The 25,642-nt window shown below is 40.5% G+C and carries 17 protein-coding genes; 8 read left to right on the top strand and 9 right to left on the bottom strand.

Translation table 11 applies throughout. From position 1 onward, the window contains the following. Positions 1–402: 402 nt before the first annotated feature. The 3 genes from AC0L4E_RS02365 to AC0L4E_RS02355 all read right to left on the bottom strand — a co-directional run bounded on the left by AC0L4E_RS02365 (position 403) and on the right by AC0L4E_RS02355 (position 5,421). Positions 403–1,176, bottom strand: coding sequence for an oligogalacturonate-specific porin KdgM family protein (locus AC0L4E_RS02365; protein WP_473677835.1), 774 nt, complete (start codon positions 1,174–1,176; stop codon positions 403–405). An 87-nt stretch (positions 1,177–1,263) separates the two neighbouring features. Beyond that, on the bottom strand, positions 1,264–3,831 hold the full coding sequence (locus AC0L4E_RS02360) for a hypothetical protein (protein ID WP_473677834.1): 2,568 nt from the start codon (positions 3,829–3,831) through the stop codon (positions 1,264–1,266). A gap of 39 nt (positions 3,832–3,870) precedes the next feature. Next, positions 3,871–5,421: a polysaccharide lyase 6 family protein gene (locus AC0L4E_RS02355; RefSeq protein WP_473677833.1), complete on the bottom strand. Its 1,551-nt coding sequence runs from the start codon at positions 5,419–5,421 to the stop codon at positions 3,871–3,873. A gap of 298 nt (positions 5,422–5,719) precedes the next feature. On the opposite strand from AC0L4E_RS02355, the gene AC0L4E_RS02350 reads away from it, so the two are divergent. The 3 genes from AC0L4E_RS02350 to AC0L4E_RS02340 all read left to right on the top strand — a co-directional run bounded on the left by AC0L4E_RS02350 (position 5,720) and on the right by AC0L4E_RS02340 (position 9,540). Beyond that, positions 5,720–6,664, top strand: coding sequence for a polysaccharide lyase family 7 protein (locus tag AC0L4E_RS02350; RefSeq protein ID WP_473677832.1), 945 nt, complete (start codon positions 5,720–5,722; stop codon positions 6,662–6,664). Between the two features lie 291 nt (positions 6,665–6,955). Beyond that, positions 6,956–8,821 carry a putative nucleotidyltransferase substrate binding domain-containing protein gene (locus AC0L4E_RS02345; protein ID WP_473677831.1) on the top strand — a complete coding sequence of 622 codons (1,866 nt, stop codon included), beginning with the start codon at positions 6,956–6,958 and terminating at the stop codon, positions 8,819–8,821. After that, positions 8,821–9,540: a 3'-5' exonuclease gene (locus tag AC0L4E_RS02340; protein WP_473677830.1), complete on the top strand. Its 720-nt coding sequence runs from the start codon at positions 8,821–8,823 to the stop codon at positions 9,538–9,540. Before AC0L4E_RS02345 ends, AC0L4E_RS02340 begins: the two co-directional genes overlap by 1 nt. 150 nt (positions 9,541–9,690) lie before the next feature. Here AC0L4E_RS02340 and AC0L4E_RS02335 read toward each other — a convergent pair whose 3' ends face one another. Then, positions 9,691–10,944, bottom strand: coding sequence for an alginate lyase family protein (locus tag AC0L4E_RS02335; protein ID WP_473677829.1), 1,254 nt, complete (start codon positions 10,942–10,944; stop codon positions 9,691–9,693). A 589-nt stretch (positions 10,945–11,533) separates the two neighbouring features. Here AC0L4E_RS02335 and AC0L4E_RS02330 point away from each other — a divergent pair. Then, on the top strand, positions 11,534–13,309 hold the full coding sequence (locus AC0L4E_RS02330; protein ID WP_220752672.1) for a sodium:solute symporter family protein: 1,776 nt from the start codon (positions 11,534–11,536) through the stop codon (positions 13,307–13,309). Positions 13,310–13,453: 144 nt separating this feature from the next. Here AC0L4E_RS02330 and AC0L4E_RS02325 read toward each other — a convergent pair whose 3' ends face one another. Further along, the gene (locus tag AC0L4E_RS02325) at positions 13,454–14,167 is read right to left on the bottom strand and encodes a FadR/GntR family transcriptional regulator (protein ID WP_473677828.1); all 714 of its coding nucleotides are present in this window, start codon (positions 14,165–14,167) and stop codon (positions 13,454–13,456) included. Positions 14,168–15,046: 879 nt separating this feature from the next. On the opposite strand from AC0L4E_RS02325, the gene AC0L4E_RS02320 reads away from it, so the two are divergent. From AC0L4E_RS02320 to AC0L4E_RS02310, 3 genes are all read left to right on the top strand, one after another. Continuing rightward, entirely contained in the window at positions 15,047–15,757 is a 711-nt protein-coding gene (locus AC0L4E_RS02320; protein ID WP_473677827.1) for a FadR/GntR family transcriptional regulator, read from the top strand. 135 nt (positions 15,758–15,892) lie between these two features. Then, entirely contained in the window at positions 15,893–17,281 is a 1,389-nt protein-coding gene (locus AC0L4E_RS02315; RefSeq protein ID WP_473677826.1) for an MATE family efflux transporter, read from the top strand. A gap of 261 nt (positions 17,282–17,542) precedes the next feature. Further along, positions 17,543–18,064 (top strand): DUF4823 domain-containing protein, encoded by a 522-nt coding sequence (locus AC0L4E_RS02310; RefSeq protein WP_473677825.1) that lies wholly within the window; start codon positions 17,543–17,545, stop codon positions 18,062–18,064. A 67-nt stretch (positions 18,065–18,131) separates the two neighbouring features. Here the strand turns inward: AC0L4E_RS02310 and AC0L4E_RS02305 are convergent, their stop codons facing one another. Beyond that, positions 18,132–18,617, bottom strand: a complete 486-nt coding sequence (locus AC0L4E_RS02305; RefSeq protein WP_473677824.1) for a VOC family protein — start codon at positions 18,615–18,617, stop codon at positions 18,132–18,134. 262 nt (positions 18,618–18,879) lie between these two features. Further along, positions 18,880–19,956, bottom strand: a complete 1,077-nt coding sequence (locus AC0L4E_RS02300; RefSeq protein WP_473677823.1) for a DUF1254 domain-containing protein — start codon at positions 19,954–19,956, stop codon at positions 18,880–18,882. Positions 19,957–20,170: 214 nt separating this feature from the next. Between AC0L4E_RS02300 and AC0L4E_RS02295 the strand changes: the two genes are divergently transcribed. Continuing rightward, positions 20,171–21,121, top strand: a complete 951-nt coding sequence (locus tag AC0L4E_RS02295; protein WP_473677822.1) for a LysR family transcriptional regulator — start codon at positions 20,171–20,173, stop codon at positions 21,119–21,121. A gap of 113 nt (positions 21,122–21,234) precedes the next feature. Here AC0L4E_RS02295 and AC0L4E_RS02290 read toward each other — a convergent pair whose 3' ends face one another. Continuing rightward, a complete protein-coding gene (locus AC0L4E_RS02290; protein WP_473677821.1) occupies positions 21,235–23,409 on the bottom strand; it encodes a heparinase II/III domain-containing protein in 2,175 nt (724 codons plus the stop codon). Between the two features lies 1 nt (position 23,410). Beyond that, complete coding sequence (locus tag AC0L4E_RS02285; RefSeq protein ID WP_473677820.1) at positions 23,411–25,573, bottom strand: heparinase II/III domain-containing protein; 2,163 nt, start codon at positions 25,571–25,573, stop codon at positions 23,411–23,413. Positions 25,574–25,642: the final 69 nt, after the last annotated feature.

Genomic DNA, 25,642 nt, shown 5'->3' with positions numbered 1-25,642 from the left:
GAAGCGCTACTCTAGTTTATTTTTATTTAGTTCTTATTGACTAATACATGTTATCAGGAAGGCATTCTTAAGCACATGAATAACCTAGATCAATCGTTATAAAATGTGTCACTTTACTGAGTTTATTCATGGCTACTAAAACATAGCAAATTATCGCCATAGAATCATGGTCAATTAGTCTTTAATAATAAGAAATCTGATTCTTTGTATCGTGATAGATAAAAGCATCAATTTGAATGTCTTTCTAAAGTCATTTCTTTGCTAACAAACTAAGGAAAGTAGCGTAACGCCCTCTAGTTCAGTCAATACCATAATAAACATACAAAACCCGATTAAATGTATAAAAAAACCGATGGTGCTAACACACCATCGGTTTATTTTTTTGAATACGTTTAAACCTGATTAGAATCGATATTTGTAACCAATTTCGACTGCATTATCACGCTTTCCATACCAATCATATTCACTGTTTAAATGGCTATTTTTGAGCAATTCAGCTTTATACTTAAATTTGCCATAAAAAGCATGGGCACGGGCATCAGGTAAACGGTACTCAGCACTTAACTCGTGCTCCCACACATTACCTTTATTGTTATCAAAAACGTTATCATCTAACTTGTCTTTGTAAATTGCATCCCAGACAAATCTAAAGTCATTCCACGTATAAGTTAACCAAAGATCGTAACGCATCTCTTTACCCACAGCGTCATCGTACACGCCACTGCTAAGGCTTAAACGGTCTAAATCTTCAGAGTAACGCGCACGCACTTTCATGCGAAAGTTTTCTGTTAAACGGTAACCATAGAAAGCACCATAGCGGATTTTCTTAGCGTTCTCTTTGATTTGATAATCAAGGATTGGGCCGACTTCATGCTCATTACGATCGCCCCAACGATGGCGGTAACCGGTTTTGATCGTGAACTCATACTGATCAGGTGCATAACCTGTTTCAAGTTCTGACTTACTGCGATCGTATTGCCATACTTGCTCAAAGCCAAACATGAAACCATTGTCCATTCTGTGGCTAAATTCGACTTTAGGGCGAGTAGTTCTGCCATCTAACAATTTATGTTCCCATTTCATGGTGATGGTGCTATTTGCTAATGCAGAGCCACTGACTAATGTCGAACCACTCACTATACTTAATACGCTTAAGGCTAAAATTGATTTTTTCATCTTAAAATATCTTCCTGTAGGTAGTTAAATACCCAGCATGTGCTCGGCACATGCCTTTTCAATTTCAATTAACAATTCTCGGAATAGTTAGTTGTGAGTGTTATCAGTGAATTCGTTGGTACTTTCTGCAGGTAAGCGAGCAAAAATTGCTGCATCGCGTACACCACTACCTACATCATTAACCGCTTCAAGGGTATAGTCAGTGAAGGTGTTATTACTCACCGTCACAGCACAGGTATTCTCATTGTCAGCATCTTTAATAATGCCGCCACTTGAGTCACCAATTTTGACTGCGGCAGTTTCTTTATTGCCGTCACCAATGATGCTGAAAGTATTGCCATCAATTAGCGTACCCATGCGACCTTTACTTGAGCTACAAGTCAGTTTGACCATGTCATTTTGAAGGTTACGGCTTTGAGAAAGGAATTCGCTACCTGTTAAGTTGATGAAACCGTATGAACGTATCCAAGCACCTTTGTTTTCAATTTGGTCTTGCTCAGTAATACCTGAAGCATCAAATGAAAGGTTATTGAGTACTATCGGCATGTTATCTTCACCGACTTTTTGGATGTTAATTACCGCTTCTTTGGCATCACCTGTAAGACCGCATTTAGCAATAGAGTCATTATTGAATGCGATGTTTGAGATTTCCGCGCCTGCAGCGCCATCAATCACATCAATACACGCACTACCAGAAATAGCTGCGCCATCTTGACCTGTTAATGTAATCGCTCTATCGATAGTGATAACCCCTGTTGAATACTCAAAGCTTGCGCCTAAAGTAATCGTGGTGCCTGCTGTTGCAGCTTGAATTGCAGCATTCACTTCTTCAACGTTTTCTGGATATGTTGGCTCTGGATCTGTGCCGCCGCCAGTCACTGTGTTATTGGTTTCAGTGGTGTCACCAAACACATCATAAAGTGCTGTAGAGATGTCATTGGTTTCACTGATTAACTCATTGAAGTTATCAAAGGTGTTTTCAGAGAACTCTGCAACACAGTTTTTATTTTCTTGGCCTAAGTTACTTGGCACACCAATAGTTGCAGCAATGGTCATCCCAGAAGTATTTTCAGCACCCAAGCCAAAAGTACTACCCGAAATGATTGAACCGCGAGGGTCGGTATTAACTCCACCGCGAGAAGCTGAGCTGCCGCAGTTTAGGTAAACAATGTTTTGCGCATCTGCAGACTTATTAGCAAATACTGAGTCAGAAATATCCACTAAACCACGTGAATAAACCCAAGCATCACTTTCACCCGTTGATTCTTCAAAACCACTGCCATCAAAGGCTAAGTTATCAAGGATAACCGCTGTTTTGTCTTTACCGACTTTACCGATGTTAATGATAGAAGTTGAGGCGCTTTCACCTGTACCACAATCACTCATCACAACATTTTCAAATGCGATATTAGTCAGCTTAGCTTGATTACCACCACGTAACTCTTCAGCAGCTTCAGTAGGAATATCGATACAAACTGCGCCAGAGAATACCGCTTGCTCAGTCTCACTCACCACACCATCTGCATCGGTAGATTGTAAAGTGATAGCTTTGTTTATAACGATGGTGCCTGCGTTAGCAAAGTCTCCAGCAACATCTAAATTGATTGTGGTACCTGAACTTGCAGCTTCAATAGCCGCAACTAATTCATCAACAGTTGTAACCACACCTGGATCAACTGGTGGAAGGCCTGGATCAGTCTCTTCATCAGGTAAAAGGTTATCTGACTGAGTTGTATCACCAAACACATCGTAAAGTGCAGTTGATTGATCACTTGATTCGCTTATTAAGAAGCCAAACTTCTCAAAAGTGTTCTCTGTGAATGTTGCTGCACAGTTTTTATTTTCTTGGCCTAAGTTACTTGGCACACCAATAGTGGTCGCTTTTGTTGCATCATTGGCATTAATTTCTGCGAGAGCAAAAGTATTACCCGTCATGATTGAGCCAGTATCATTGGCGTAACTGCCACCACGTGATGCTGAACTACCACAGTTAAGGTAAAGCATGCTTTGTGCATCGGTAGATTTATTAGTGAAAACACTGCTAGAGATATTGACCAATCCGCGAGAGTAAACCCAAGCAGCGCTGTCACTGGTAGACTCTTCATAGCCTGTGCCATCAAAAGTTAAGTTATCTAAAATAACCGGCGTTTTATCTTTACCGACTTTACCAATGTTAATAATTGAATTTGATGTGCTTACACCACTACCACAGCTGTCCATGGTGATGTTTTCAAATGCAATGTTTGAAACACGCGCTTGGCTGCCACCACGAAGGGTTTCAGCGGCTTCAGTAGGAATATCAATACAAATAGCGCCCGATAATACTGCTTGCTCCCCAGCAACAGGATCATCAATTGCACCGTCTGCATCAGAGGTAATTAAGGTAATCGCTTTATCAATGATCACAGTCCCGACATTTTCGAACGTGCCAGCAATGTTTAAACCAATCACATCACCTGCAGTTGCTGTATCGATGGCCGCTAGTAATTCAGCAGAGCTTGATGCTACGACATCAGCAACATCAGGTGTTTCTACTGGTGGTAACCCAGGATCAGTACCGCCGTCTCCTGGTGGTTCATCATAAAAATCACAACCTGCTAATAAACTTGTAGATAAAGCAATGGCCACAAAAGCCGATAGTTTTTTAATTCTCATTTTACTGCCCCATTAATGAGTTTAATGTTCATCTTGTTATTATTTGATACGGTAACTTGCACCAGTATCTTGAGTCGTTAACACTTTCAAACCTTTAGCTCCGCCATCAAAATTGGTTGCTTCTAGCAAGCCATTTTCAGCACGTTCTAGTTTAGGGTTTCGATAAATCACCCCATCCCAAGGAAGTTCAATTCCTGACACTGGGCCATAGTACAAATCGTTTTCATAAGTTGGATTTACTAGCGGCGCAACACTCTCATTACCAGTTAACGCTAGGGTTCTTGAACCTTTTGCGTAAGACAGATTATTTTTAAAAGAGATGTCTGTTCCGGCAAAAATCGTACTCACTTTGGCATTGTCATATAGGCTGACACGGTGAGTTTTAGTTGAATAAAGGATGTTTTGACGAGAGTCGACAATAGTATTGTTTTCGATACTGACTTTATAAGGTGTGGCTTGCTTATTAAGCTCTTTGCCTTTGACGTCGTTATTAAGCGTTTCGCCATTAGCAACATCTGTAATACCGGTATTTACCGCAATACCGCCACGCACATCGCCCGTCCCCATAACTCGTTCAATGTAATTGTTACGAATGGTATGACCCGCATCATAAAATCGAATACCGCCAGACTGTTTCTTGTTGTTGCCTAAAATGACATTGTCTTCAACTACGTTATTGGTGCCATGACGCATTGAAATCATTGAAGCATTATCAACAAATGTATTGCCGCGCAGTGTGTTACCACCAGACTTTAATGACACTAATTCAGTCTCACCATCACACTTTAAGAACAAGTTACCTTCGATTAAGGTTTTCGAAGCGTAAATAGAGCTCTTTGAATCACCTAAACGAATCGCTTCCCAGCTGTTTGAGTTATAACGAACCGCATCTTTGTTATCGAACTCGTTAAACTGGTTGTGCTGCTGGTTATAAAAAAGGTTGCCTTTAATGGTGTGGAAATCAGGAGTCGTGTCGCCTTTTGATTTTTGAACACCAATCAATGTGCCGCGTTTATGCTTACCTTCAAAAGTGTTGTTAATTAGGCTGTTGTGCTTGCCATATAACGAAATCCACAAGTATTTAGGATATTCAGCGCGTTTGTCATCTGGCTGATAAAGGTAGTCGTCATTGAAAAAATAGAAAGTAGAGTTGGTTAAGGTATTATTGTCACCACGGAAAACCACCCCGCCCATTCTTTCTGCTGGGCCGCCATCGGTAAATACCACACCATCAAGAGTGATATTGTCGCCGCGAAGATTAATCTGTACTAATCCCGTAAACCAAACTTCGCCAGGGTTCGCAGCTTTAATCGTGACATTATTTGCTTTGATATCGAACTTACCAAGGTTGGCATATTTGCCAGCGTCAATGACGAGTGTTTCGCCATCTTGGAGTGTGAGTAATTTATCTTTTAATGCGGCAGCATCTGCTGTTTGCAAAGACGTCGCATCAATAGCACTTTTATTATTTTGCTCAACCATTGCTCCTGTGATTGTTGCTGTCCCCACAACATCAACCGCAGGTTCTGTTACTGCACAACCCGTTAGCAGTACCAAAGAAATAGCTGAAGCAATAATACGCTTTCTCATACCTTCCCCTTTTTATTTGTATTATTTAACACAAGCTTATTTGTATTATTAATCTTTTGGTAGGAAAAACTGTGAGATCGTTCATAAAGTAACTAATTAGAGGTAACTCTATGAATAAAACTTATCACACGACCACATAAAGCCTTAATACAAGCACGTAAAGATTAATAAATAACCAAAAAAACAAACATACGTATCGAGTAAATGTTACAAATTAGGTAGAATAATAAAAATTCCTCCCACTTTTTCGATTAAAATCGTAAGCTATATTGTCTTACAAATAAGGAAAGTTATCGTTATGTTAATACGCATTGCTCTAATAAATGTATTACTTATAGCTCTTTTGGGTTGTTCAGGTTCTTCAGAACCGGCAGATACACCACCAGAAACTACACCACCTGAAACTCCGCCATGCGAAACCTGTAATTGGACCATAGAGCAATGGAAGTTAACGATTCCAGAAAGCAAAGATAGCTTTTATGGCTCAGGTGGAAGCAGTGCCGCAGAATTAAAACCAGCCACATGCAGCAGCAACCAAACCTTGGATAATGACACTGATATTGCCTATTTTTGGACTGAGCAAAGTCCACAGCAAATGGTGTTTAACGTTGATTTAGGAATAGATGGCGCCACAACACCTAATGCTCAATATGTTCGTTCAGAGCTAAGAGAGTTATATCGATACGATAGTGAAGATCCGTGCTCAGCCACCAACCAGAATTGGCCTATCGCGGGCTCGCATCAATTAGATGCGACTTTGAATGTCATTCAATATCCACAAATTTCATCAACAACGCCTAAAGTGATCGTGGGTCAAGTACACGGCAAAGACATTAAGCAAGCATTAGTTAAAGTGCTGTGGGAAGGTGAAAGCAAACCCGTCAGAGTCATATTAAATGACAGCTTCAAACCTAATAATGAAACCTGTGATACTTGTCAGCCATTTAGTATTGAGCTTGGCACTGCTGAAGCTTACCAAGATTGGCAATACTCTATTGAAGTCGATACCACTGGCATTACGCTTTCAACAACCATTGAAGGGACAGTCAATCAAAGGTTATTAAAATGGGGTGAAGCCATCATTGCTAATGATGGTAAAGAGTACACTTTAGACAAAGCTTGGCTTGATGAAGAGTATTACTTTAAAGCTGGTATATATCCGCAAATCACGACTTCGGCTGATTATGCAGGACAAATATTTGAAGTAGGCTTCACTGAACTTACAGTTACTCATGATCTTTAAATCACAGTAAGGCTATTTATTTAGCGAGTCCAAGTTATGGGTACCGTAACTTGAACTCGACTAGTTAAAGAAACAAGAACAAAACTAAAAAACAAATTTACCCACAATGTGCACTAGTGGCTAAAGCCCAAATGTAAAACAAATTATTCAAGCAACTCAATTGATAAGCGTTTAAGCTTGAAGAGAAAACAACCAAGCTTAAACGCTGACTCACATTACAATAGCCAAATAAACTTAAGCGGCTAGATTCTAATCGGCAAGCTTAAGTCATATATTACGTAAGGTATTAAGATGGACGAATCTTTACTTCCCAACGTCATCCAATTCATTGGCCAAATTGATCCATTTGATAAACTGCCTAAAGAAGTGGTTCGCGATCTTGCTGAAGTGGTCAAAATTATCTATGTAGCCCAAGGCGAAGTTGTCGACTTATCTGCAGATAATGAAGAAAAGCATCTTTATATTGTTCGTTCTGGCGCCATGGAACAACGCAAAAAAAGCGGTGTACTTCGCGCACGTCTAGAGTCTGAAGACTTATTCGGTTTTACCTTTTTAGACTCAGATGTCGATGATGACCAAGGCTACCAAGCCATTGCCATCGAGCCTTGCTTACTTTACCTGATTCCGCATTCTGCTTTGCTTAGCTTGTTTTCTAAAACACCTGAATATGCCGAGCATTTTGCCTCCCAAGCTCAGGTACGCTTAAACTCAGCATTAGATGTTGTGTGGTCTAATAAAGAAAAGGGATTGTTCATCCGTAAGGTGAAAGATGTCGCCAGCGGACGAATTGCTGTCGTTACCGCAGACATGAGCATTCAGGCTGTTGCCCACGAAATGCGAATGATTAAGCGTACTTCTTGCGCCGTTATTTATGAAGATGACAAGATTGTGGGGCTAATCACCGATCGCGATATGACTAAACGCGTCATCGTTGAAGGCTACCCGATTGATAATCCGATTAAAGATGTAATGACATCAAACCCGTTAACGGTCAGCCCTGACGATCTTGTGTTGCAAGCTGCATCACTCATGATGCAGTACAACGTACGAAACCTACCTGTAGTTGAAAACAATAAAGTAGTGGGCTTATTAACCACCACCCATTTGGTGCAAAATCACCGTATGCAGGCAATCTTCCTAATTGAAAAAATTAAGTATGCCGTCAGCGTTAAAGAATTAGCCGAGTTAAACCCTGAGCGCCAAGCGATTTTCGAAGCCTTAGTTGAAGGGAAAGTCGTTCCTGAAACCATAGGTAAAGTGATGGCAATGATTTTTGATGCTTACACGCGAAGATTAATCAATATCATGATTGATCAGCTGGGCGAACCGCCTTGTGATTTTGCTTGGATTGTCGCAGGCTCGCACGCTCGAAATGAAGTGCATTGTTTAACAGACCAAGATAGCGCGATTGTTTTAGCAGATAACGCCACCGATAATGATCGGATTTACTTTAAGCATTTAGCAGACTTTGTTACTCAAGGACTTGACCGTTGTGACTACCCTCTTTGCACTGGCAATTACATGCCCACCACTGAAAAGTGGCGTCAGCCTCTATTAATGTGGAAGCAATATTATAAAAAATGGGTCGCCAACCCTGAATATGAACGCCTATTAAACATCAGTGTGTTTTTAGAAATTAGAACCGTATTTGGTAACCCAAACTTTGAAATAGAATTGCATGAATCTATGCATACCCACATTCGCAACAATGCCGAGTTCTTAGGTATTTTGGTAAAGGATGCCACCAACACGAGTCCGCCTCTCGGTATTTTTAACTCCTTGGTATTAGAAAAAAGTGGCGAGAACAATAAAACCCTCAATATTAAGAAGTATGCGATTAATTTAATTATCGATTTAGCGCGAATTTACGCTTTAGCTGTGGGCAGTGATGCGCTGCAAACCGAGGCTCGTTTTGAGGCTGCCAATAAAGCTGGAGTGTTAAGCGATGACGCCTTTAAAAATATTATGGGGGCTTATCGGTTTATTTTATCGTTCAGATACAGTCATCAATTAACCGCTTTAAAAGAAGGCAAAGTTCCAGACAACCACATTAATCCAGACACCTTTGGCAGTTTCGAGCGTAAACATTTAAAAGATGCCTTTAGGATTATTGCAGATCAACAAGATGCGGCTAAATTGCGCTTTGGAAATATCTAATGAGTCTTTTAGATTACTTTCATCCCCTGTCAGCTTTAAAAAGGCAGCGTGAAAACTTTAAGATTAAAGACAGCTTAATGAGTAGTTTAGTCAAGCCAACCTCAGCGCCATTACCTGAACTTAAAGCCTTGTGCAGTGAACTGACTTATGTGGTACTTGATATTGAAACCACAGGGTTTGATCCTGTCGAAGATGAAATACTCAGCATGGGCTGGGTAGTGATAAAAAATCAACAAATTGATTTAGCTAATAGCCAGCATGTTTATATAAAGCATTTTGATAAGGTAAAACCTGAGTCAGCAGTGATTAACCATATCACCCCGCAAATGTTGGCTAACGGTGTATCGCTTCATGAAGCCATGAGTTACTTCTTCACTCAACTAGGCGACAAAGTGTTAGTGGCTCATGGCTCAGTGATTGAGGCTGAGTTTATCAATTACTACGCCAAAAAATATTGGCAACTACCAACTCTGCCTTTGCTCTGGCTCGACACCTTATGCTTAGAAAAGCACTTTGCCACTGCGATAGATCATTATTCAGATGTCGACCTAACATTAGCAGGAACCCGAAAACGCTACGGATTGCCTGAATATAATAGCCACAATGCCTTAGTCGATGCCCTCGGTGCCGCGGAGTTGTTATTAGCTCAACAAAAAAGGCTATCAAGAGGCAGTCGAGATAGCTTTGCCCGCTTATATAGGCTCAGTCAGCGTAAATAAAAGGCCAGCGTCAGTAAATCCAACGTAAGTAAAATCAGGCAATACAAATATCTAACACTAAAAAAGCGAATACCTCGGTATTCGCTTTTTTATTTGGGCTGAACTTTGATTAAGAGAGTGATTAAACTCGCTTAAAACTGTTATTAACAACTACTCAGCACGATACAACAATTCAATTTCGCGTTGAGCCCATACTTCTGCCAAGTTTTTACTTACAGTATATTGGCTAAAATCAGTTTCTTTAGCTAAGTTAATCCACTGTTTATTATCTAATGCCTGACCTGCTTTTAAATATATAGGCGACATACGCGCGATCCTACGGCTATCTTTTTCAGGAAATGGCCACTTTGCTTGAGGGTCGTTGTACTTCACCATAAAATCGATGCCTTTTGATAACGACACCCCTTGTTGATTTTCATAGTGCCATAAATCAACCCCCACTTTATCGCCAAGCTGAGCAATGCCCACTAGTGGATCTAAGCTAAAGTAATGGTAGTGATACGAACGAGTACGTTGGGCCTCATGGGGCTGCGAGCCATCTTCAGCAAACTGAGTATCAACCCGCACCTTACCTTTTTGTACCATTTGCTTAGTTAAATGTGCATTCCCAAGGAAATAAGCAATACCTGCCATTTGATAATCGTACCAAGTGCCATGGTTATTAGGGGCATAAGCTTCACCTTTTGGTCCGCCACTTAAGTCATCTTCAATCAGCCAATCAAGATAATCGCTATACCATTGGTTAATCCCTTGCTCATCTTTGTCTGTCCAAGCAGGAGATTGAGATAAAATGGCTATCGCATCTAAATTTCGTTCAACCAGGGTTCGGGTATCAATCAAGCCACTGCGTCTTCCATCGGCAACACCAGGAACACCCTGACCGAAATTAACATTCGGATTCATCCGAGTCGCATCATCTATATACCAAGCACGAACGAGCTCAATAGCTTTATTGGCATAAGCCTCATCTTCACTGAAGTAATAACCCAAAGCTAATGCACGCACAGTTCGAGTAAAAGTACCAATACGCACTGAATCCGTTTCGTCAGATTTAGACGCTGGATTTGTTTTTCCATCAAAGCGTATCCAAGGTAGGCCATCCGCTTTAGTTTCATCAGGCCACCAATAAGGACTAATACTCATATAGTCATTTTTATCACCACTAGGTGGAGTGAAACCTTTATGTGCCACACTAAAAATGCCTGCTTGTTTACCAATATCCGCTTCTTCTATTAATTGCTGATAACTGTGTTGCATAGCTTTTGGCACATTATCTGATTGTAATAAATCACGATTAGCCGCCAATGTGGCCTCGTCTAAAAAAACAAAATTTGCAGCCCATGCAGAACTATTGGCAAAAATGCCCATTAAGGCGACTGCACACAAAGATTTTGGGACTTTCATTTGCTATCTCCAGCTATTAAGTAATACAAATATAGCACAAGATAAAAGAACTTCAGTGATTTCGATCATGAAAAATCACAATTCACAATTCACAAATAAAACATTAAACCTTAAATAACAGTGGCTTAGCCAAGTTAAAATTCTAGCTCAATAAATACTGCAATGAAATATGACCCGTATCTCACAATTGATATTGTATTATGTTAGTATCATTTTATTAATTTAGTGAGAATTCAGTTAACAGTCCTTACCTTGTTTAGCGGATAAGGTTCCAGTGGACATGATGAATTAAGCCTTATTAATGCTTTTATCGCTAACAAATGAGTAAGCACCTTTTACTAACAAACTTGATAAAAGGTCTGACTGAAGTTAGCTACTGATTGTAATGAGTAAGCAGTTGCTATCAGTTTTTTGAACGGCTATTTAGCTATTCATACAAGAAGAGTTGTTAACGTTTTTATTAAAGTCAGTCTGATTACACAGTGACTAATTTACACAATGATTAGTTTACACGGTAATAAAGACTTGTTTTTCAGCATTGCTGCTGAAGTTGGTTCCCATAGATTTACTCTTATAAAAGGTTATAAAAATGGAGCTAAATACAATCATTGTAGGTATCTATTTTCTATTCTTAATTGCAATAGGATGGATGTTCCGAACATTTACAAGCAATACCAGTGACTATTTCCGTGGGGGCGGAAGTATGTTGTGGTGGATGGTAGGGGCAACTGCCTTTATGACCCAATTCAGCGCATGGACATTTACAGGCGCCGCCGGTAAAGCCTACACAGATGGCTTTAGTGTCGCGATTCTTTTCTTAGCCAATGCCTTTGGTTACTTAATGAATTACGTTTATTTCGCACCTAAATTCCGCCAACTCCGCGTTGTAACGGTAATTGAAGCGATTCGTATGCGATTCGGTAATGCCAATGAGCAAGTATTTACTTGGACAGGCATGCCTAACAGCGTCATCACTGCTGGTATTTGGTTGAATGGACTAGCAATTATTGCATCGGGTATCTTCGGCTTTGATATGACCACCACCATCGTACTCACAGGCTTGGTTGTATTAGTTATGTCGGTAACGGGTGGATCATGGGCGGTTATCGCATCTGACTTTATGCAAATGGTTATCATCATGGCGGTGACAATTACCTGTGCGGTGATGGCTTATGTTCATGGCGGTGGTATCACCAATATTATTGATAACTTCCCGACAGATTCATTTGTATCTGGCGGTGATTTAAATTACCTAAGTATCTTTGGTGTTTGGGCTGTATTTATCTTCTTAAAGCAGTTCAGCATTACCAACAACATGTTGAACTCGTACCGTTACTTAGCAGCAAAAGATTCTAAAAATGCACGAAAAGCGGCATTACTTGCCTGTATTCTAATGAGTATTGGTCCTGTTATCTGGTTCCTACCTAGCTGGTACTTAGCAGGTTCTGGTGTCGATTTAGCAGCAATATACCCTGAAGCAGGTAGTAAAGCAGCTGACTTTGCATACCTATACTTCGTACAAGAGTACATGCCTGTTGGTATGGTCGGCTTATTGATTGCTGCCATGTTTGCAGCAACCATGTCATCTATGGACTCAGGCCTTAACCGTAACTCTGGTATTTTTGTTAAAAACTTCTACGAGCCAGTGGTTCGTCCACATGCTAGTGAAAAAGAGCTGATGTTAGTGTCTAAACTGACTTCGACCTTCTTTGGTATTGCCATTATCTTAGTATCGTTATTTATTAACTCACTAAAAGGGTTAAGCCTATTTGATACCATGATGTATGTAGGTGCCTTAATCGGCTTCCCAATGACAATTCCAGCGTTCTGTGGTTTCTTTATTAAGAAAACACCAGACTGGGCAGCTTGGGGAACACTCGTTGTAGGTGGCTTTGTTTCTTACATTGTCGGCTTCGTTATTACTGCTGAAATGGTTGAAAACGCACTGGGTCTTGAACATGCATTAACTGGACGTGAATGGTCTGACTTAACGGTAGCAATTGGTCTGATGGCGCACGTTGTGTTCACTGCTGGTTTCTTCGTTGCTTCAACTTTATTCTACAAACCTTTGACTGAAGAACGTCAAAAGAATGTTGATAAGTTCTTCGAAAACTTAGCTACACCGCTAGTATCTGAAGGTAACGCTCAGAAGCAATTGGATAACAAGCAACGTCGTATGTTAGGTACCCTAATCGCAGTAGCAGGTATCTTTGTTATGGCAATGTTCCTTCTACCTAACCCATTCTGGTCTCGCATGATATTCGTATTATGTGGTGCAATTGTACTCTCTGTTGGCTTGTTATTGGTCAATGCGGTTGATAGTAAAATCGAGGATGAAGCAGCGGCAGAAGCTGAAGCAAAATAAGGTTAAACGGCATCAGGTTAACTCACTGGCTATAAGCATTAAGTGAGTTAACCCAAATAATGCCTAGCCATAAAAAAACGCAGACCTAAGTCTGCGTTTTTTATTGGGTGTCTTTTGTATATTTAACAGTAAAACAATGACAACTTATTCATCGATTCGGTGATTAATCGACTGTAAATGATCTTGAGACATCTCACGCGCTTTAGCGGCATCACCAATCATAATCGCTTCATAAATCAATTTATGCTCATTAAAGCAGGTGCCACCTTCTTCAGATGAGTAGGCAATAAAGTGCTCAAACATGGTCGTAAGGATATTGCCAAACGGCAGGTAAAAATCATTACCTGTTGAGAAGAAAATAATTCGATGGAATTGAATATCAATTTTAATCCATGCTTCATTGTCTAGTACTGGCGCTGAGTTTAATTCACTCATTTGTTGGAATACTGACGACAGCTCTTTGCGCTGCTCTACCGTGGCATTTTGAGCCGCTAAAGCACAGGCTTCTGGCTCAATAGCGCGGCGAAAACCTAGGAACTGATTACAAAAATCATTGATATCAGTCAGGCCATCCATCCACTCAATTAATTGCGGGTCTAAAAAGTTCCAGTTGCTCTTTTCAACAACTCGAGTACCAATTTTAGGACGTGATTGCAGTAAGCCTTTTGAAGTCAGCAACTTTACCGCTTCTCTTAGTGCAGTTCGGCTGATGCCAAATTGTTCACACAGCACCATTTCGCTCGGAATAATGCTGCCCTGAGCAAGTTCACCAGAAAGGATGGCACGGGCGATTTCGCGGGCAACGTGTAAATGCAAGCTACGTTTAGCCCCTGATATTGAATTGAAGCCAGTCGACATTTTGTTTTCACAACGCTGTTTTTAAGAATTATCGGCGTAATATAGCATGATAAATATGAGACTAAAATGCTATCGATTTGCACTTTACGACTGATTTATAACAAGTTTAATCACACTTACCTTGCTTAAATCATACAAATAAAAGCAAGTTCATTAAGAGATAAAATCGCTAACGACAATATAGAATATGAAACTAACGCGCTTCTGAGCAGAGTCATTTATTCTTTTTCATAACAATCATAACTTTACAAATTTTAATCAATTGGTAACTTTGGAATGTTACACAGCGCGAGACATACAAACTTGTTATAACTGAATAACTTAGCTAAACCTTAACCTATAGACTCGCAAACCCACTCAATTTGTACGACAATAAAAGGCCGTTACCGCTGATTTTATCGATTAAAAAATGATTAAAAAAAATCAATAAAAATACAAATATTATTAATATATGTGAGTTACAACAACTTTTAACACCCCTTGATAACATAAACAGGTTTTCTAAAACCCACACATATTGTAGTATAATACAACAGGAAAAGATGAGCGTTACCGGTCCATATTTCGGTACAAGGGTAAGCCTTTTAGCAACGCGTTGTACCAGTAACCTAGATACTAGGCGTTATATGCTCACTCTATTGTTACGGTATAAACATGATTTGATATGTATCAAATTCATTAATACCCCGTTCTATAACAGCCTTTTAAGCAGTAAATCTATATAGGTTTATTGTCGCCAACAAGTAATACCACTTTTATCACTATCTGTGATGGACACTGACATCAATCAACTACGCTAGGCGCGTTTTTGTTTACCAATGTTCTGAGCATATCGATATTTTTGAGCCAGTTTTCATATTTAAAAAGGATCGAGAGATCATGTTCATACAAGTAGAAGATTCAAGCAGACGAGTCCACGTGCAAGTCGCTAGACAAATTGCCCGTAAAATACTGTCAGGTGAAATCGAACCTTTGCAACGACTTCCTTGTGAAATGGATTTATGTGAAATGTTTGGTGTGAGCCGCACAGCTTTGCGTGAATCAACGAAATTATTATCAGCGAAAGGCTTAATTGAATCGCGACCTAAAGTGGGTACCACAGTCAGAGCACGTGCTAACTGGCACTTTCTTGATCCGCAATTATTAGACTGGATCCAAGGACTTGAAAATACTGAAGTGTTTTTAAGCAAGTTTTTAGGCTTACGAAAAGCAATTGAACCTGAAGCCTGCGCCCTTGCAGCAACCTACGCCACAATTGAACAACGCAAACAGTTGTCAGTATTGATGCAAAATATGATCAAAGCGGCAGAAGAGTTCGATTATGAACAGTGGACGATTAACGATCATTTGTTCCATCAAACGATTTACTTATCTACTGAAAACCAGTTTTATATCCCGTTTGGTAACATTTTAACTACCATCTTTAAGCTGTTTATTGATCACTCGGCAGAAGGCGGTCGTTTTTGTATTAATGAGCATAAAGGTATTTATGACTCCATTATGTCTGGCGACGCCGAGCAAGCCCGCAGTTACTGTCAGCAATTATTAAAAGACGACAACCAGCGTTTCTCAGAGGTTCCTGGGGTATAAGCCGCCAAGTTTATTTAAGTCACCGAAGTGGCTTCTGCACAAAATCGATTAAGAATGACAGTAAAGTAACTCACTAGCAGAAGCCCTAATTCAAGGAAGAATTCATGATAGAACCATTAATGATTGTAGGTAAGCATGCAGCTCATTAATCGCTATATTCGCAACCAATATGTTCGTAACAACATTGCCTTAGCATGGCCGTTGGCGCTAAATGCCTTACTCATGCAATCAATGCTGATGATCGACACCTTGTTAGTCTCTCCACTCGGAGAAATTCCATTAGCCGCCATGGGTATTGCGACCACCATTGTTGCCTTTATCATGGGTATTCAAATGGCGTTGGCAAATGGTTCGCAATTAGTCATGAGCCGCGCAGTAGGCTCAAAAAACGCCCTCGCACTAACAAAATCATGCTGGTCAGGCATGAGCATCAACTTCTCAGTAGCACTGTTTTTTTGGTCGATACTATTACTATTTGAAAAATCAATTGTTGAACTGATCACCAGCAATACACCCTTACAAGCTGAGGTGCTTCGCTACTTAAGTGTCGCCAAATATGTGGTGTTATTTAATGCCATCACCCAAGTTTGTATTGCGTTATTCAATAGCTTAGGGAAAACAAAAATCGCCTTCAAAGGCTATTTAATCGAGCTACCAATAAATGCCGCCTTGTCCTATGCGTTTATTTACGGCATCGCAATAAATGGCACTAACATTACCCCTGAACTAGGTGTGGTAGGCGCTGCAGTAGGTAGTTTAGTCGCTATTTTTGTGCGCTTTATTTATCTCGCCTTGTGCGTATCGACCCTTGATAACATCAACCTTAAGCTAGCAGTAAATCCGCAAGAAGGACTCATTAATATGCGCAAGCATTTTATTGAGATTTTCCCTGTGGCCGCCAATGTCACTATGCTCTCTATTGGCGTCAGTGTTTATCAGCTGCTCTACTCACAATTATCGATTAATGCTTATGTTGCTATCACTCTTGTTTTACCTTGGATGCGAGCTGGCGGGCAATTTATAACGGCTTGGGCCCACTCTTCAGCTATATCAATAAGCCAAGCAATTGGTTCTAAAAAGCTCCATGATTTAGAAGAAAACGTTAATATCAGCATCAGATTGGCAGTGGCAATATCACTGGTTACCATGGGATTTTTCTTCGTATTAAGTTTTTGGATTGCAGATATTTATCCAGATATGGCAGACGAAACTTACCAAGCGTTAGCCATCATCGCGCCTATTTATATCATCTTGCCACTGGTGCGAGGTTACAACACAGTTCATGGTCATGTACTCAGAGCCATGGGACACACAACAGCAGTATTTAAAATCAACTTCACTGGGCAGTGGGTAATATCAATCCCCTTATGTGCCCTACTTATTTTGTATTTTGATGCATCAATATTCTGGGCATTTGCGATTCAACCCTTTGAAGAAATCATTAAAGCATTTCCATTTCGCTTTTTAGCCCGTAAAGCCGTGAAAGAATTTAGTCATCATGATGCTGAAAAGCTGAGTTATTGATTTCAAATCAATTTTTAAGAGGTTTGTTTATTCAAACCTTTTAAGTATCACTACTCCCCATCCTCACATTATCTGTTGATGTCAAAGTAATTAGCCCAAACTAGACGCAATAACCCTTTCAAATAAATAAGGCTCATGTGTTTTTAGAAGTTGCTTACGCTAATAGGCATCAATATGTAATATGTTAGTTATTAATGTAGTTTGAAACTAAAGCTCTTTAAAGCAGACAAATAAATTTGAAGTATCAAAGGAGTGATTAACATGAAGCGTAATATTATTTTTGCAGGGTTAACCTTATTAATTGCATCGGGTTGTAGCTCTTCTTATCAGCGAAGTGAATTGCAAACCCCAGAGGTTAAGTTAGATCGAAATCTTGGCGTGTTAATTTCAACGCCTGAGAATGGTTGGTATGAGCAAACAGAATATCAAAACTCAGGTCGCATGACGGCAAATGCTGTTAGAAGTGCATTTAGCAAAAATGCTCAAAAAGTCACTGTCACTTCAGATTGTGAAGCAATGAAATGCTTAGAAACCATTGATAGTGAAATGTTCGGCTATTATGTTCAGCCCATTATTCTACATTGGGAAGATCGCTCAACTGAGTGGTCAGGTAAATCCGATAAGTTAGAAATCCAAATCATTACCTATGACACCAAAACCAAAAAAGAAATTGGTAACTCGACTTATTCAGGCCAAAGTAAGTGGGCAACATTTGGCGGCGATCACCCTCAGGATCTTTTAGCTGAACCAACAAATCAATATGTTGAAAGCCTTTATAAGTAATGACTCGTTAACCCCAATAACAAAAAAGGCCGACTTTATAGTCGGCCTTGTACTTTTTGTCGCTAGATTACTCGTAATCTGCAGCGTACGTTTCTTCATAGGTGTGCGAATATAATTCGAATAAGTTTCCGAATGGGTCTTCTAGATACACCATTTGTGCGGTGTTGTTGTCACTTTCTGGGTGGTAGCGCATGATGTCCATACGTACTTTACCGCCAAGCTCTTGGGTGCGTTTAATCACACCGTGAAAGTCGTCTGTTTGCAAACAGAAATGGAAAATACCGATGCGAGAGAAATCAACTTCGTGACGCTCTTGGCGCTGTTTCATTTCGAAAAGCTCAAAGCCGATACCGTCTGATGTGAGTAAGTGAGCAATGTTAAAGCCTTTAAAGCCCTCACCGAATACTGCAATACACATTCTACCGATAGCAGTTTCGCGCTCTTCTTTGACTTTGGTGTTACCCATAACCACTTTCATATCAAGTGCTTTAGTGTAAAACTCAACAGCTTTGTTCATGTCGCCAACCATGATTCCTACGTGATTCATTTTCATAACTTACCTCAAAATTCGTTTGGTTAATTCGTGTTCTGTTTCGATGAGGTAATATTAAGCCTTTAGTTAAATAAACAAAAATTATTATATTTTATAGTATTGATAATATAAATTTATTAAAAGTCATAGCGCTTCAAGCAAGTTAAAAGAGTTACAGATAAGGGCATAACTTACTGCCATAAAAAATGGGAAGCTATTGCTTCCCATTTTGGGCTTACGTCTCGCCAGCTTTTACTACTAAGCCCTTAATCAATGTCTCTTACTACTGAGCTTTTACCAGCGGTAGGATGCGATATCCATCCATTTTTACTTTATCGCTTGGCTGATAATGGCGGATACCAATATTGAACACTCCAGAGTCATTGTCTGTAGCAATATTATTTATCGCATCTGCGCCGCAGCCAAAGCTCACCGTATAAGTGCCATCACTGTTCACCTTTGCGTTATTTGAGCTGACATTGGCGACATCGTTAAACATAAACCCAGACTTGTTATATATGGTGATAGACCAAAATGCGTGGTTGTTAGGGTCCGCAAAAGTAGCCTGATGACACGTTTGAGCAGGGAAATTACCTGACACTTCGTAAATGTTATCCTGAGCTTGAGCACCGCCCCAACCTATCGCTGCGCCCACTTCATACTTCTCTTGGGTAAATATCTGATTTGATTCATCATCAACATCAGTAAACATACCTTGCAGTGCATCACTACCATCACGCTGATTAATCATCGGCATTTTAGCTTTAAGCTCATCTTCAACACGTTTGAAAGAGGCTTTATCTACCGCTTCAGAGGTAAACTTATTAGCGCTATTGGCACTAATGCTCATTTGCTCTTGATACATGGCCGCTTCAGCTTCAGTGAAGGTAGCATCAAGTCGCACCACTAAATATAAATGGTCTCCAATGTGAGTTGATAAGTTAAAGGTACCCGCACCGTAATACATAGGTTGAATGCGATGGTCTTCTGTAATCGGCTGCACTGAAATGTATTTACCTTTAGGAAGCTCTGGCATTGTCACTGTTGCTCCTTTCGAAATATCGACGACCGCCATTGAGTAGTAAGTGTCGCGATTCATGCGTACCACGGGTTGCTCATTAGTTGGCGTTAACTGACGCTTATGCAAAAACTTATTCACTCCAACCAAGTCTTGGTTTTTTAGAAGTTGATGTGAAGTCTCATGTGTAGGATAAGTATCAGCTGTCACTATGCTGCCACCTTCGACAAAAAAGCCATTCAGATTTTCTGTAGCTGATGATGCTATTTGCGCTGCAGAAGCAAAGCTCACTGTCGCAATTGCACTGAATAAAATACCGCGAGTAATTGGTGATAGTTTCATGGTGTAGCTCCTGTGAAGTTGTTTAATTAGATGCTATTTTCAAGCTTGGATGAATATTAGCCAAAAAATGATATCCACGGAAATCATAAAATTTAATATCTGATATACTTATTGGTAATATTATTAAGCGATATGAGTTTCACTACAGAGGCGCCGCTTAATTGCGAGTGATGAGTATTGCGGTATCAGCACTCCATGAGCATTAAGGTAAATAATGAAAACACTTGAACAAGAATTATCACGCATCGATTTGAACTTATTGGTGTCGTTAAGCGTGTTAATTAAAGAAAGAAATGTGTCACGTGCGGCTGAAAAGCTGTACTTATCGCAACCTGCGATGAGTCGAATACTGGCACGCCTAAGGGATGTTTTTGATGATCCGTTGTTTTATCGAGAATCTAATGGGCTGCAACCCACCGCTAAAACCTTAGAACTTGAAAGCCAGTTAGATAGCATCTTGTTCTCCATCGACAGCCTAGTGAATAGTTCAAACTTTTCTCCTGCATTGTGTGAAAAGACCTTTAGAATTTCAACGCCACCGCTAATGAGCAAACTCATGACTCCGCTTATTGCTAAAGCAATAAACTTAGCAGCACCTAAAGTGACTCTTGAAGAGTACCCTTCAGCAATTGATCCCAGTTTATTGCTTAAAGAAGGCTCAGTAGATTTTTCTATCCACGTCACAGATACGGTCATTGCGGATGAGTACTACTCTGAAAAGGTCGGACACACTTATCCAGTGATTTATGGCGCAGCAGACCATCCATTATTGCAAATGGACAACGTTAGTATCGATGACTGCCTTAAGTATGCATTCGTCGATTTATCATTAGATATTCGCTCCACTGGCGAATACCTCAATACTTTAGATGTTGAACTCATGGCGCAAGGAAAAAGTAGAAATGTGGCATTGAAATCAGGGCAGCTTTCAACCTTAGTGGAGTCAATTCACGGAACCGATAGACTGATGATTGCAGGGCATTTGCTTGAACAAGACGCAACGGACGGAGCAAACTTTAAAGCGATTAAAACCTTTAACCACCTGCCTTACATCACTAATATTTATTTGATTGAACATAAACGCACATTGAGTAGCCAGCCCCATAAATGGTTTAGAGATTTAATCACACAATCTATTCGCAACACCTTTGGGATGCCAGATTAATAGTTAGCGATAAAACCGCTTTTTATCCATAAAAAATGGGAAGCTCTATTGCTTCCCATTTTACTCTCTAGCTTAATATCTATTTAAGCTGAAGTTGCTTATTCAAGTGCTGATTATTCAGGTTCTACATCCGTAGGCTCAATTTGAGCGAATGCGCCTGTCCAGGTGTAGTAATGCGAGTCAAACTTCACGGTGCGCGTTTCAGCATGTTTAGCTTCTTGTTCGTTTGAAATCGCAAAGTAATAGTCGTTACCTTTAACTGTTTCGATACGGATAACCGTACCAATGTCGTCATGGCCCATTACGTTAACTGACTTCACTTCACCACGAGCATTTAGTGATGCTTCGGTAGACTCGTTAAAGTAGCCGTGGGTTTCAAGCACTGAGGCAAACACATGGTTTTTACCTGACTGACGCATAATAAATGCAGGTTCGCTGCGCATATTAAAGTCTGGATCATTTGCGCCAGTGCGAGCAAAAATCACTTCGCTGTTTTCGACGGCACTCGTCACTAAGCTGTAGTAGCTGCTGTCGTGTAACCAAGTCACTAAAGCACTGGCTTCCACTTTACCGCTACCTACATTCCATAAATGCTCGTAACCATTATCTTGGCCTAATGGGCGTAACTTGCTTTCAACTTGGTAGTCAAAGTCAGTACGAATAATCTGACCACTGTAATGCACTGGCAAGTCGTATTGGTGCTCAGCATCGGCTTCGATTAAGTAAACATCAATCACTAACGGCTTTTCAAACTCTTCAAGCTCAGCCAATATCACGCTGCGCTGCATAGTAATGCCATCATAGTAATCGCTAATAACGCCACTCATACCTTGCAGTGCAGGGTTATCTGCCACAAAGAAGTGCTTTTGACCAAACTTAGATTCAGCTGTTGCTGTGTCGAAGTTGTTTTGCGTTTTCTGGTCTACGGTTACCGTGTTATGGGCAACGGTTTGTTTGCAGTAAGATTTGTTTTCAGGGATATAACGGCCACCAAATTTCGGCTCAACGTTTACCCAACGACCAAAGCCATAGTCGTTTAAGACTTCATGACCACGGTTAAATACACTTAAATGCAAACCATCATAATGACCATGATCTAGCGCCGAATGGTACTGGTGATCACTACCATGTTGGCCAAACCAAATTAGTGCCATAGTGTCATCATCTTGGCTATCACGGTGACGTAAAATACTCACGCCGCCCTTCTCACCTTCCGGCCCATCGGTCACAAACAAGCTACCCCAGTTAAACGGTTTAATGTTGTCTGCATTGGCTACAGCTGTTGATAATGTCTGACCTGAAGAATGAACCCACACATCTTGTTGATGGTTAGCCATACCTAATAGGGTTTCAGTTTGCTCGTAACGATGGAAACACACAGATGTTGCCATGATCACGCCTTCATCGTTGATCGAAATCGTTTTCGATGAATCGTTTAATGCAGGTAAAGAACCGTCTGGGAATGCGGTTTTAAATACTGCATAAGACGTCGTTTTAATGACTGAGTCATTGAACTGATAAATACCAATATCAGGTTGACGACGCTCAATTGCTTCAGCGAACAAGTAAATTGGACGCAGTGAGAAACGGTGATAATAAGGACCTTCCATGTAATAGCCATCTGGCGAAAACAATTGGTCTAACTGAGCTAAGAAACCGCCGCTCACTTTATCAAGTTTTAAACCGTATAGTGCTTTATCAACTGACGCTTGGTCATTGATGGCGTAACCACAAATACCTACTGCCGCAACCGCCCATAAACCATGGTTATGCACAATGTCGAAGTCGTGGGCGTAAGTCACCACAAACATTTCGATCATTTGCTTTAATAAATCGTCTTCGATTAAACGTTTTTGGCTGTCACTTAACGTGTGATAAATACAGCTATATGCACAAGAAGCGTAAAGCATCCACATGTTTTCGTTTAACGTTTGGTGGAACAACTTACCCGGTGGGTTCGAGTCCTTGCTGACGTTACTTTCAAGCGTTGGATATACGGTTGCATATGCAGTTAGCATATCGACAATGTAATCACGGTATTTAGTGTCTTCAGTTATTAAGAACAAACGACCCGCAAGATCCATATGAATATAGTTTTGCTTATGACGGTTATGTTCATAACCGCCACCTTCGCCATGGCCTGGCACTTCAATGCCGACTTCAACCATGTAACCGTCAGTTTGTTTAATGTCGCGGCTTAATGCATTGCCAAGCAATGTATCTTTGCCTAATTCTTTACGCAGCTCGATGGCTTCATCAAAGCTAATTAATAATGGTTGATAGCTCATCTTACTTCTCCTGCGCTGTGGCTGAGATTGCGGTGCTTGAAACGGCGTAGAAGCCTGTCCAAGTAAAGATTTGACCGTTAACATCAATATGATGTTCAGTGGTGTTAGTTGCATCTGCTTGGTTGCTAATCATCACAGTAACTAAGCTTTCAGCTGTTTCAATTTCAACGACTGAACCCACTTCACTATGACCAATCACCTTGATGTTTTTAACTTGACCACGAGCATTAACAGACTGCTCGAACTCTTCATTAAAGTAGCCATGCGTCTCTAACACTGAGGCGAATAAAGTATTGCCGCCTTTACTACGAAGCGTAAAAGCAGGCTCGCTACGTAAATTGAAGCTAGGGTCATTAGCGCCTGTGCGAGTAAAGATAACTTCTTCGTTGTCGTTAGAGCTTGTACCCAACCAAGTGTAATAATTGTTGTTTTGCAGCCAGCTAACTAATGCTGTGTAATTCACTTTACCGTCTGCCACATGCCATAAATGTTGGTAGCCGTCTTTGTCACCTAAGGTGTCGAGCTCTTTATGGGTGGTGTAGTCAAAGTTAGTGCGAATAATCTGGCCATCGTATTGATGCGAGTAATCGTATTGATGCTCACCTTCGCCATTTAAGCGGTAAAGGTCTAACAGTAATGGCGCTTCTAACTCATCAATGTTTAGCATAAACACACTGCGCTGCATGGTGAATCCATCGTAATGGTCATTTGCAAAAGCACTCATGCCTTTAATGCTGTCACTGTCGACGGCGAAGAAATGCGGAATACCATGTACGCCATCAGCACGGGCTACATCAAAGTAGTTTTGACAGGTTTCATCAATCGTCACTAAGTTATGTGCGATAGTTTGACGAGCATATGATTTGTTTTCATCTAAGTAACGGCCGCCAAATTTTGGCTCTACGTTTACCCAGCGTCCAAAGCCATATTCACGTAATACTTCTTGGCCACGGTTAAAGTAAGTAATACCCAAAGTATCGAAGTTACCATGACCCATACCGTGTTGACCGTAGTTCATCACCAGTTGGAATACGTCTTGTTTTTTATCCTGCATGCGGATAAAACCTTGTGCGCCACTTTGGCCTTCAGGGCCTTCGTTAAGCTCAACACTTGGCCAGAACGGCATGCCGATTTCACGTTCTTCACTGGCTTTTTCAAATGCTTGTGACAATGCTAAACCACATGGGTGCATCCATACTGCATCTTGAATTTTTGCCATGCCTAGTAAGTTGTCATCTAAGCCGTAATGTTTGCTGTAAACACTGACTGCAACTTGCACGCCCATATCGGTAATACCCATAGTGCGAGAAGCATCGTTTAATGCAGGGAATTCACCATTAGGGTAAGCAGTAGATAATAATGCTTGAACTGTGTTGCCAATCACGCCGTCTTTGTATTGGTAAATATCAACTTCTGGCATGTGACGATGCAAGATTTCTGCAAATACACAAGTAGGACGAATTGCATAACGGTGGTAATACGGGCCTTCCATGTAGTAACCCGATGGGGCAAATAACTGTGATATTTGCGCTAAGAAACCACCGGTATCATCACGGTCTAAACCGTATACAGCGTGCTCTAAGTATTCACGCTTACCAATAGCTAAACCACATATACCCACTGCGGCTACCGCCCATATGCCATGATTATGAATGCGGTCAAAATCATGGGCATATTTAACAGTGAACATATCTAGCATAGGTTCAAAAATTCGCGCTTTAATGCGCTCTTGTTGTGCTTCGCTCATTTGTGAAGCCACACAAGAATAGGCAATACTGGTGTAAAACAACCAGCAATGCTCATTCAAAATCTGATGGAATAAACGCCCTGTTGGGTTGGTATTTTTTTGAACGTGGAAATCAAATGTCAGGTACTTATCTGCATATTGTTCTAATACAGCAATGACAAAGTCTGCATACTTCTGTTCTTTAGTGATCAGAAATAATCGACCGGCTAAATTCATATAGGTGTAATTTTGCTTATGGCGATTATGCTCATATCCACCCGCTTCACCATGCCCAGGTATATCAATTGGCAGTTGCATAAATGCATCGACATCTTTCTGGTTAGCCGCAATGGTTTTGCCCATCAGGCTTGAACGACCGACTTCTTTACTTAACAGTGAAATCTCGGCTTCAGTTAGCAATATAGGTTGCGTTGCCATAAGTTTAGTCACCTTTTAACAGTCATGAAATTTAAGAGCTAGACATAAAGTAATACAATATACGTTATA

This window comes from Shewanella sp. GJ50-10, from assembly GCF_055808815.1.
This window is presented reverse-complemented; position numbering and strand designations above follow the sequence as displayed.

Coding starts and splice junctions, on each gene's coding strand:
- AC0L4E_RS02365 (WP_473677835.1), bottom strand. CDS start 1,176: ATGAAAAAATCAATTTTAGCCTTAAGCGTATTAAGTATAGTGAGTGGT.
- AC0L4E_RS02360 (WP_473677834.1), bottom strand. CDS start 3,831: ATGAGAATTAAAAAACTATCGGCTTTTGTGGCCATTGCTTTATCTACA.
- AC0L4E_RS02355 (WP_473677833.1), bottom strand. CDS start 5,421: ATGAGAAAGCGTATTATTGCTTCAGCTATTTCTTTGGTACTGCTAACG.
- AC0L4E_RS02350 (WP_473677832.1), top strand. CDS start 5,720: ATGTTAATACGCATTGCTCTAATAAATGTATTACTTATAGCTCTTTTG.
- AC0L4E_RS02345 (WP_473677831.1), top strand. CDS start 6,956: ATGGACGAATCTTTACTTCCCAACGTCATCCAATTCATTGGCCAAATT.
- AC0L4E_RS02340 (WP_473677830.1), top strand. CDS start 8,821: ATGAGTCTTTTAGATTACTTTCATCCCCTGTCAGCTTTAAAAAGGCAG.
- AC0L4E_RS02335 (WP_473677829.1), bottom strand. CDS start 10,944: ATGAAAGTCCCAAAATCTTTGTGTGCAGTCGCCTTAATGGGCATTTTT.
- AC0L4E_RS02330 (WP_220752672.1), top strand. CDS start 11,534: ATGGAGCTAAATACAATCATTGTAGGTATCTATTTTCTATTCTTAATT.
- AC0L4E_RS02325 (WP_473677828.1), bottom strand. CDS start 14,167: ATGTCGACTGGCTTCAATTCAATATCAGGGGCTAAACGTAGCTTGCAT.
- AC0L4E_RS02320 (WP_473677827.1), top strand. CDS start 15,047: ATGTTCATACAAGTAGAAGATTCAAGCAGACGAGTCCACGTGCAAGTC.
- AC0L4E_RS02315 (WP_473677826.1), top strand. CDS start 15,893: ATGCAGCTCATTAATCGCTATATTCGCAACCAATATGTTCGTAACAAC.
- AC0L4E_RS02310 (WP_473677825.1), top strand. CDS start 17,543: ATGAAGCGTAATATTATTTTTGCAGGGTTAACCTTATTAATTGCATCG.
- AC0L4E_RS02305 (WP_473677824.1), bottom strand. CDS start 18,617: ATGAAAATGAATCACGTAGGAATCATGGTTGGCGACATGAACAAAGCT.
- AC0L4E_RS02300 (WP_473677823.1), bottom strand. CDS start 19,956: ATGAAACTATCACCAATTACTCGCGGTATTTTATTCAGTGCAATTGCG.
- AC0L4E_RS02295 (WP_473677822.1), top strand. CDS start 20,171: ATGAAAACACTTGAACAAGAATTATCACGCATCGATTTGAACTTATTG.
- AC0L4E_RS02290 (WP_473677821.1), bottom strand. CDS start 23,409: ATGAGCTATCAACCATTATTAATTAGCTTTGATGAAGCCATCGAGCTG.
- AC0L4E_RS02285 (WP_473677820.1), bottom strand. CDS start 25,573: ATGGCAACGCAACCTATATTGCTAACTGAAGCCGAGATTTCACTGTTA.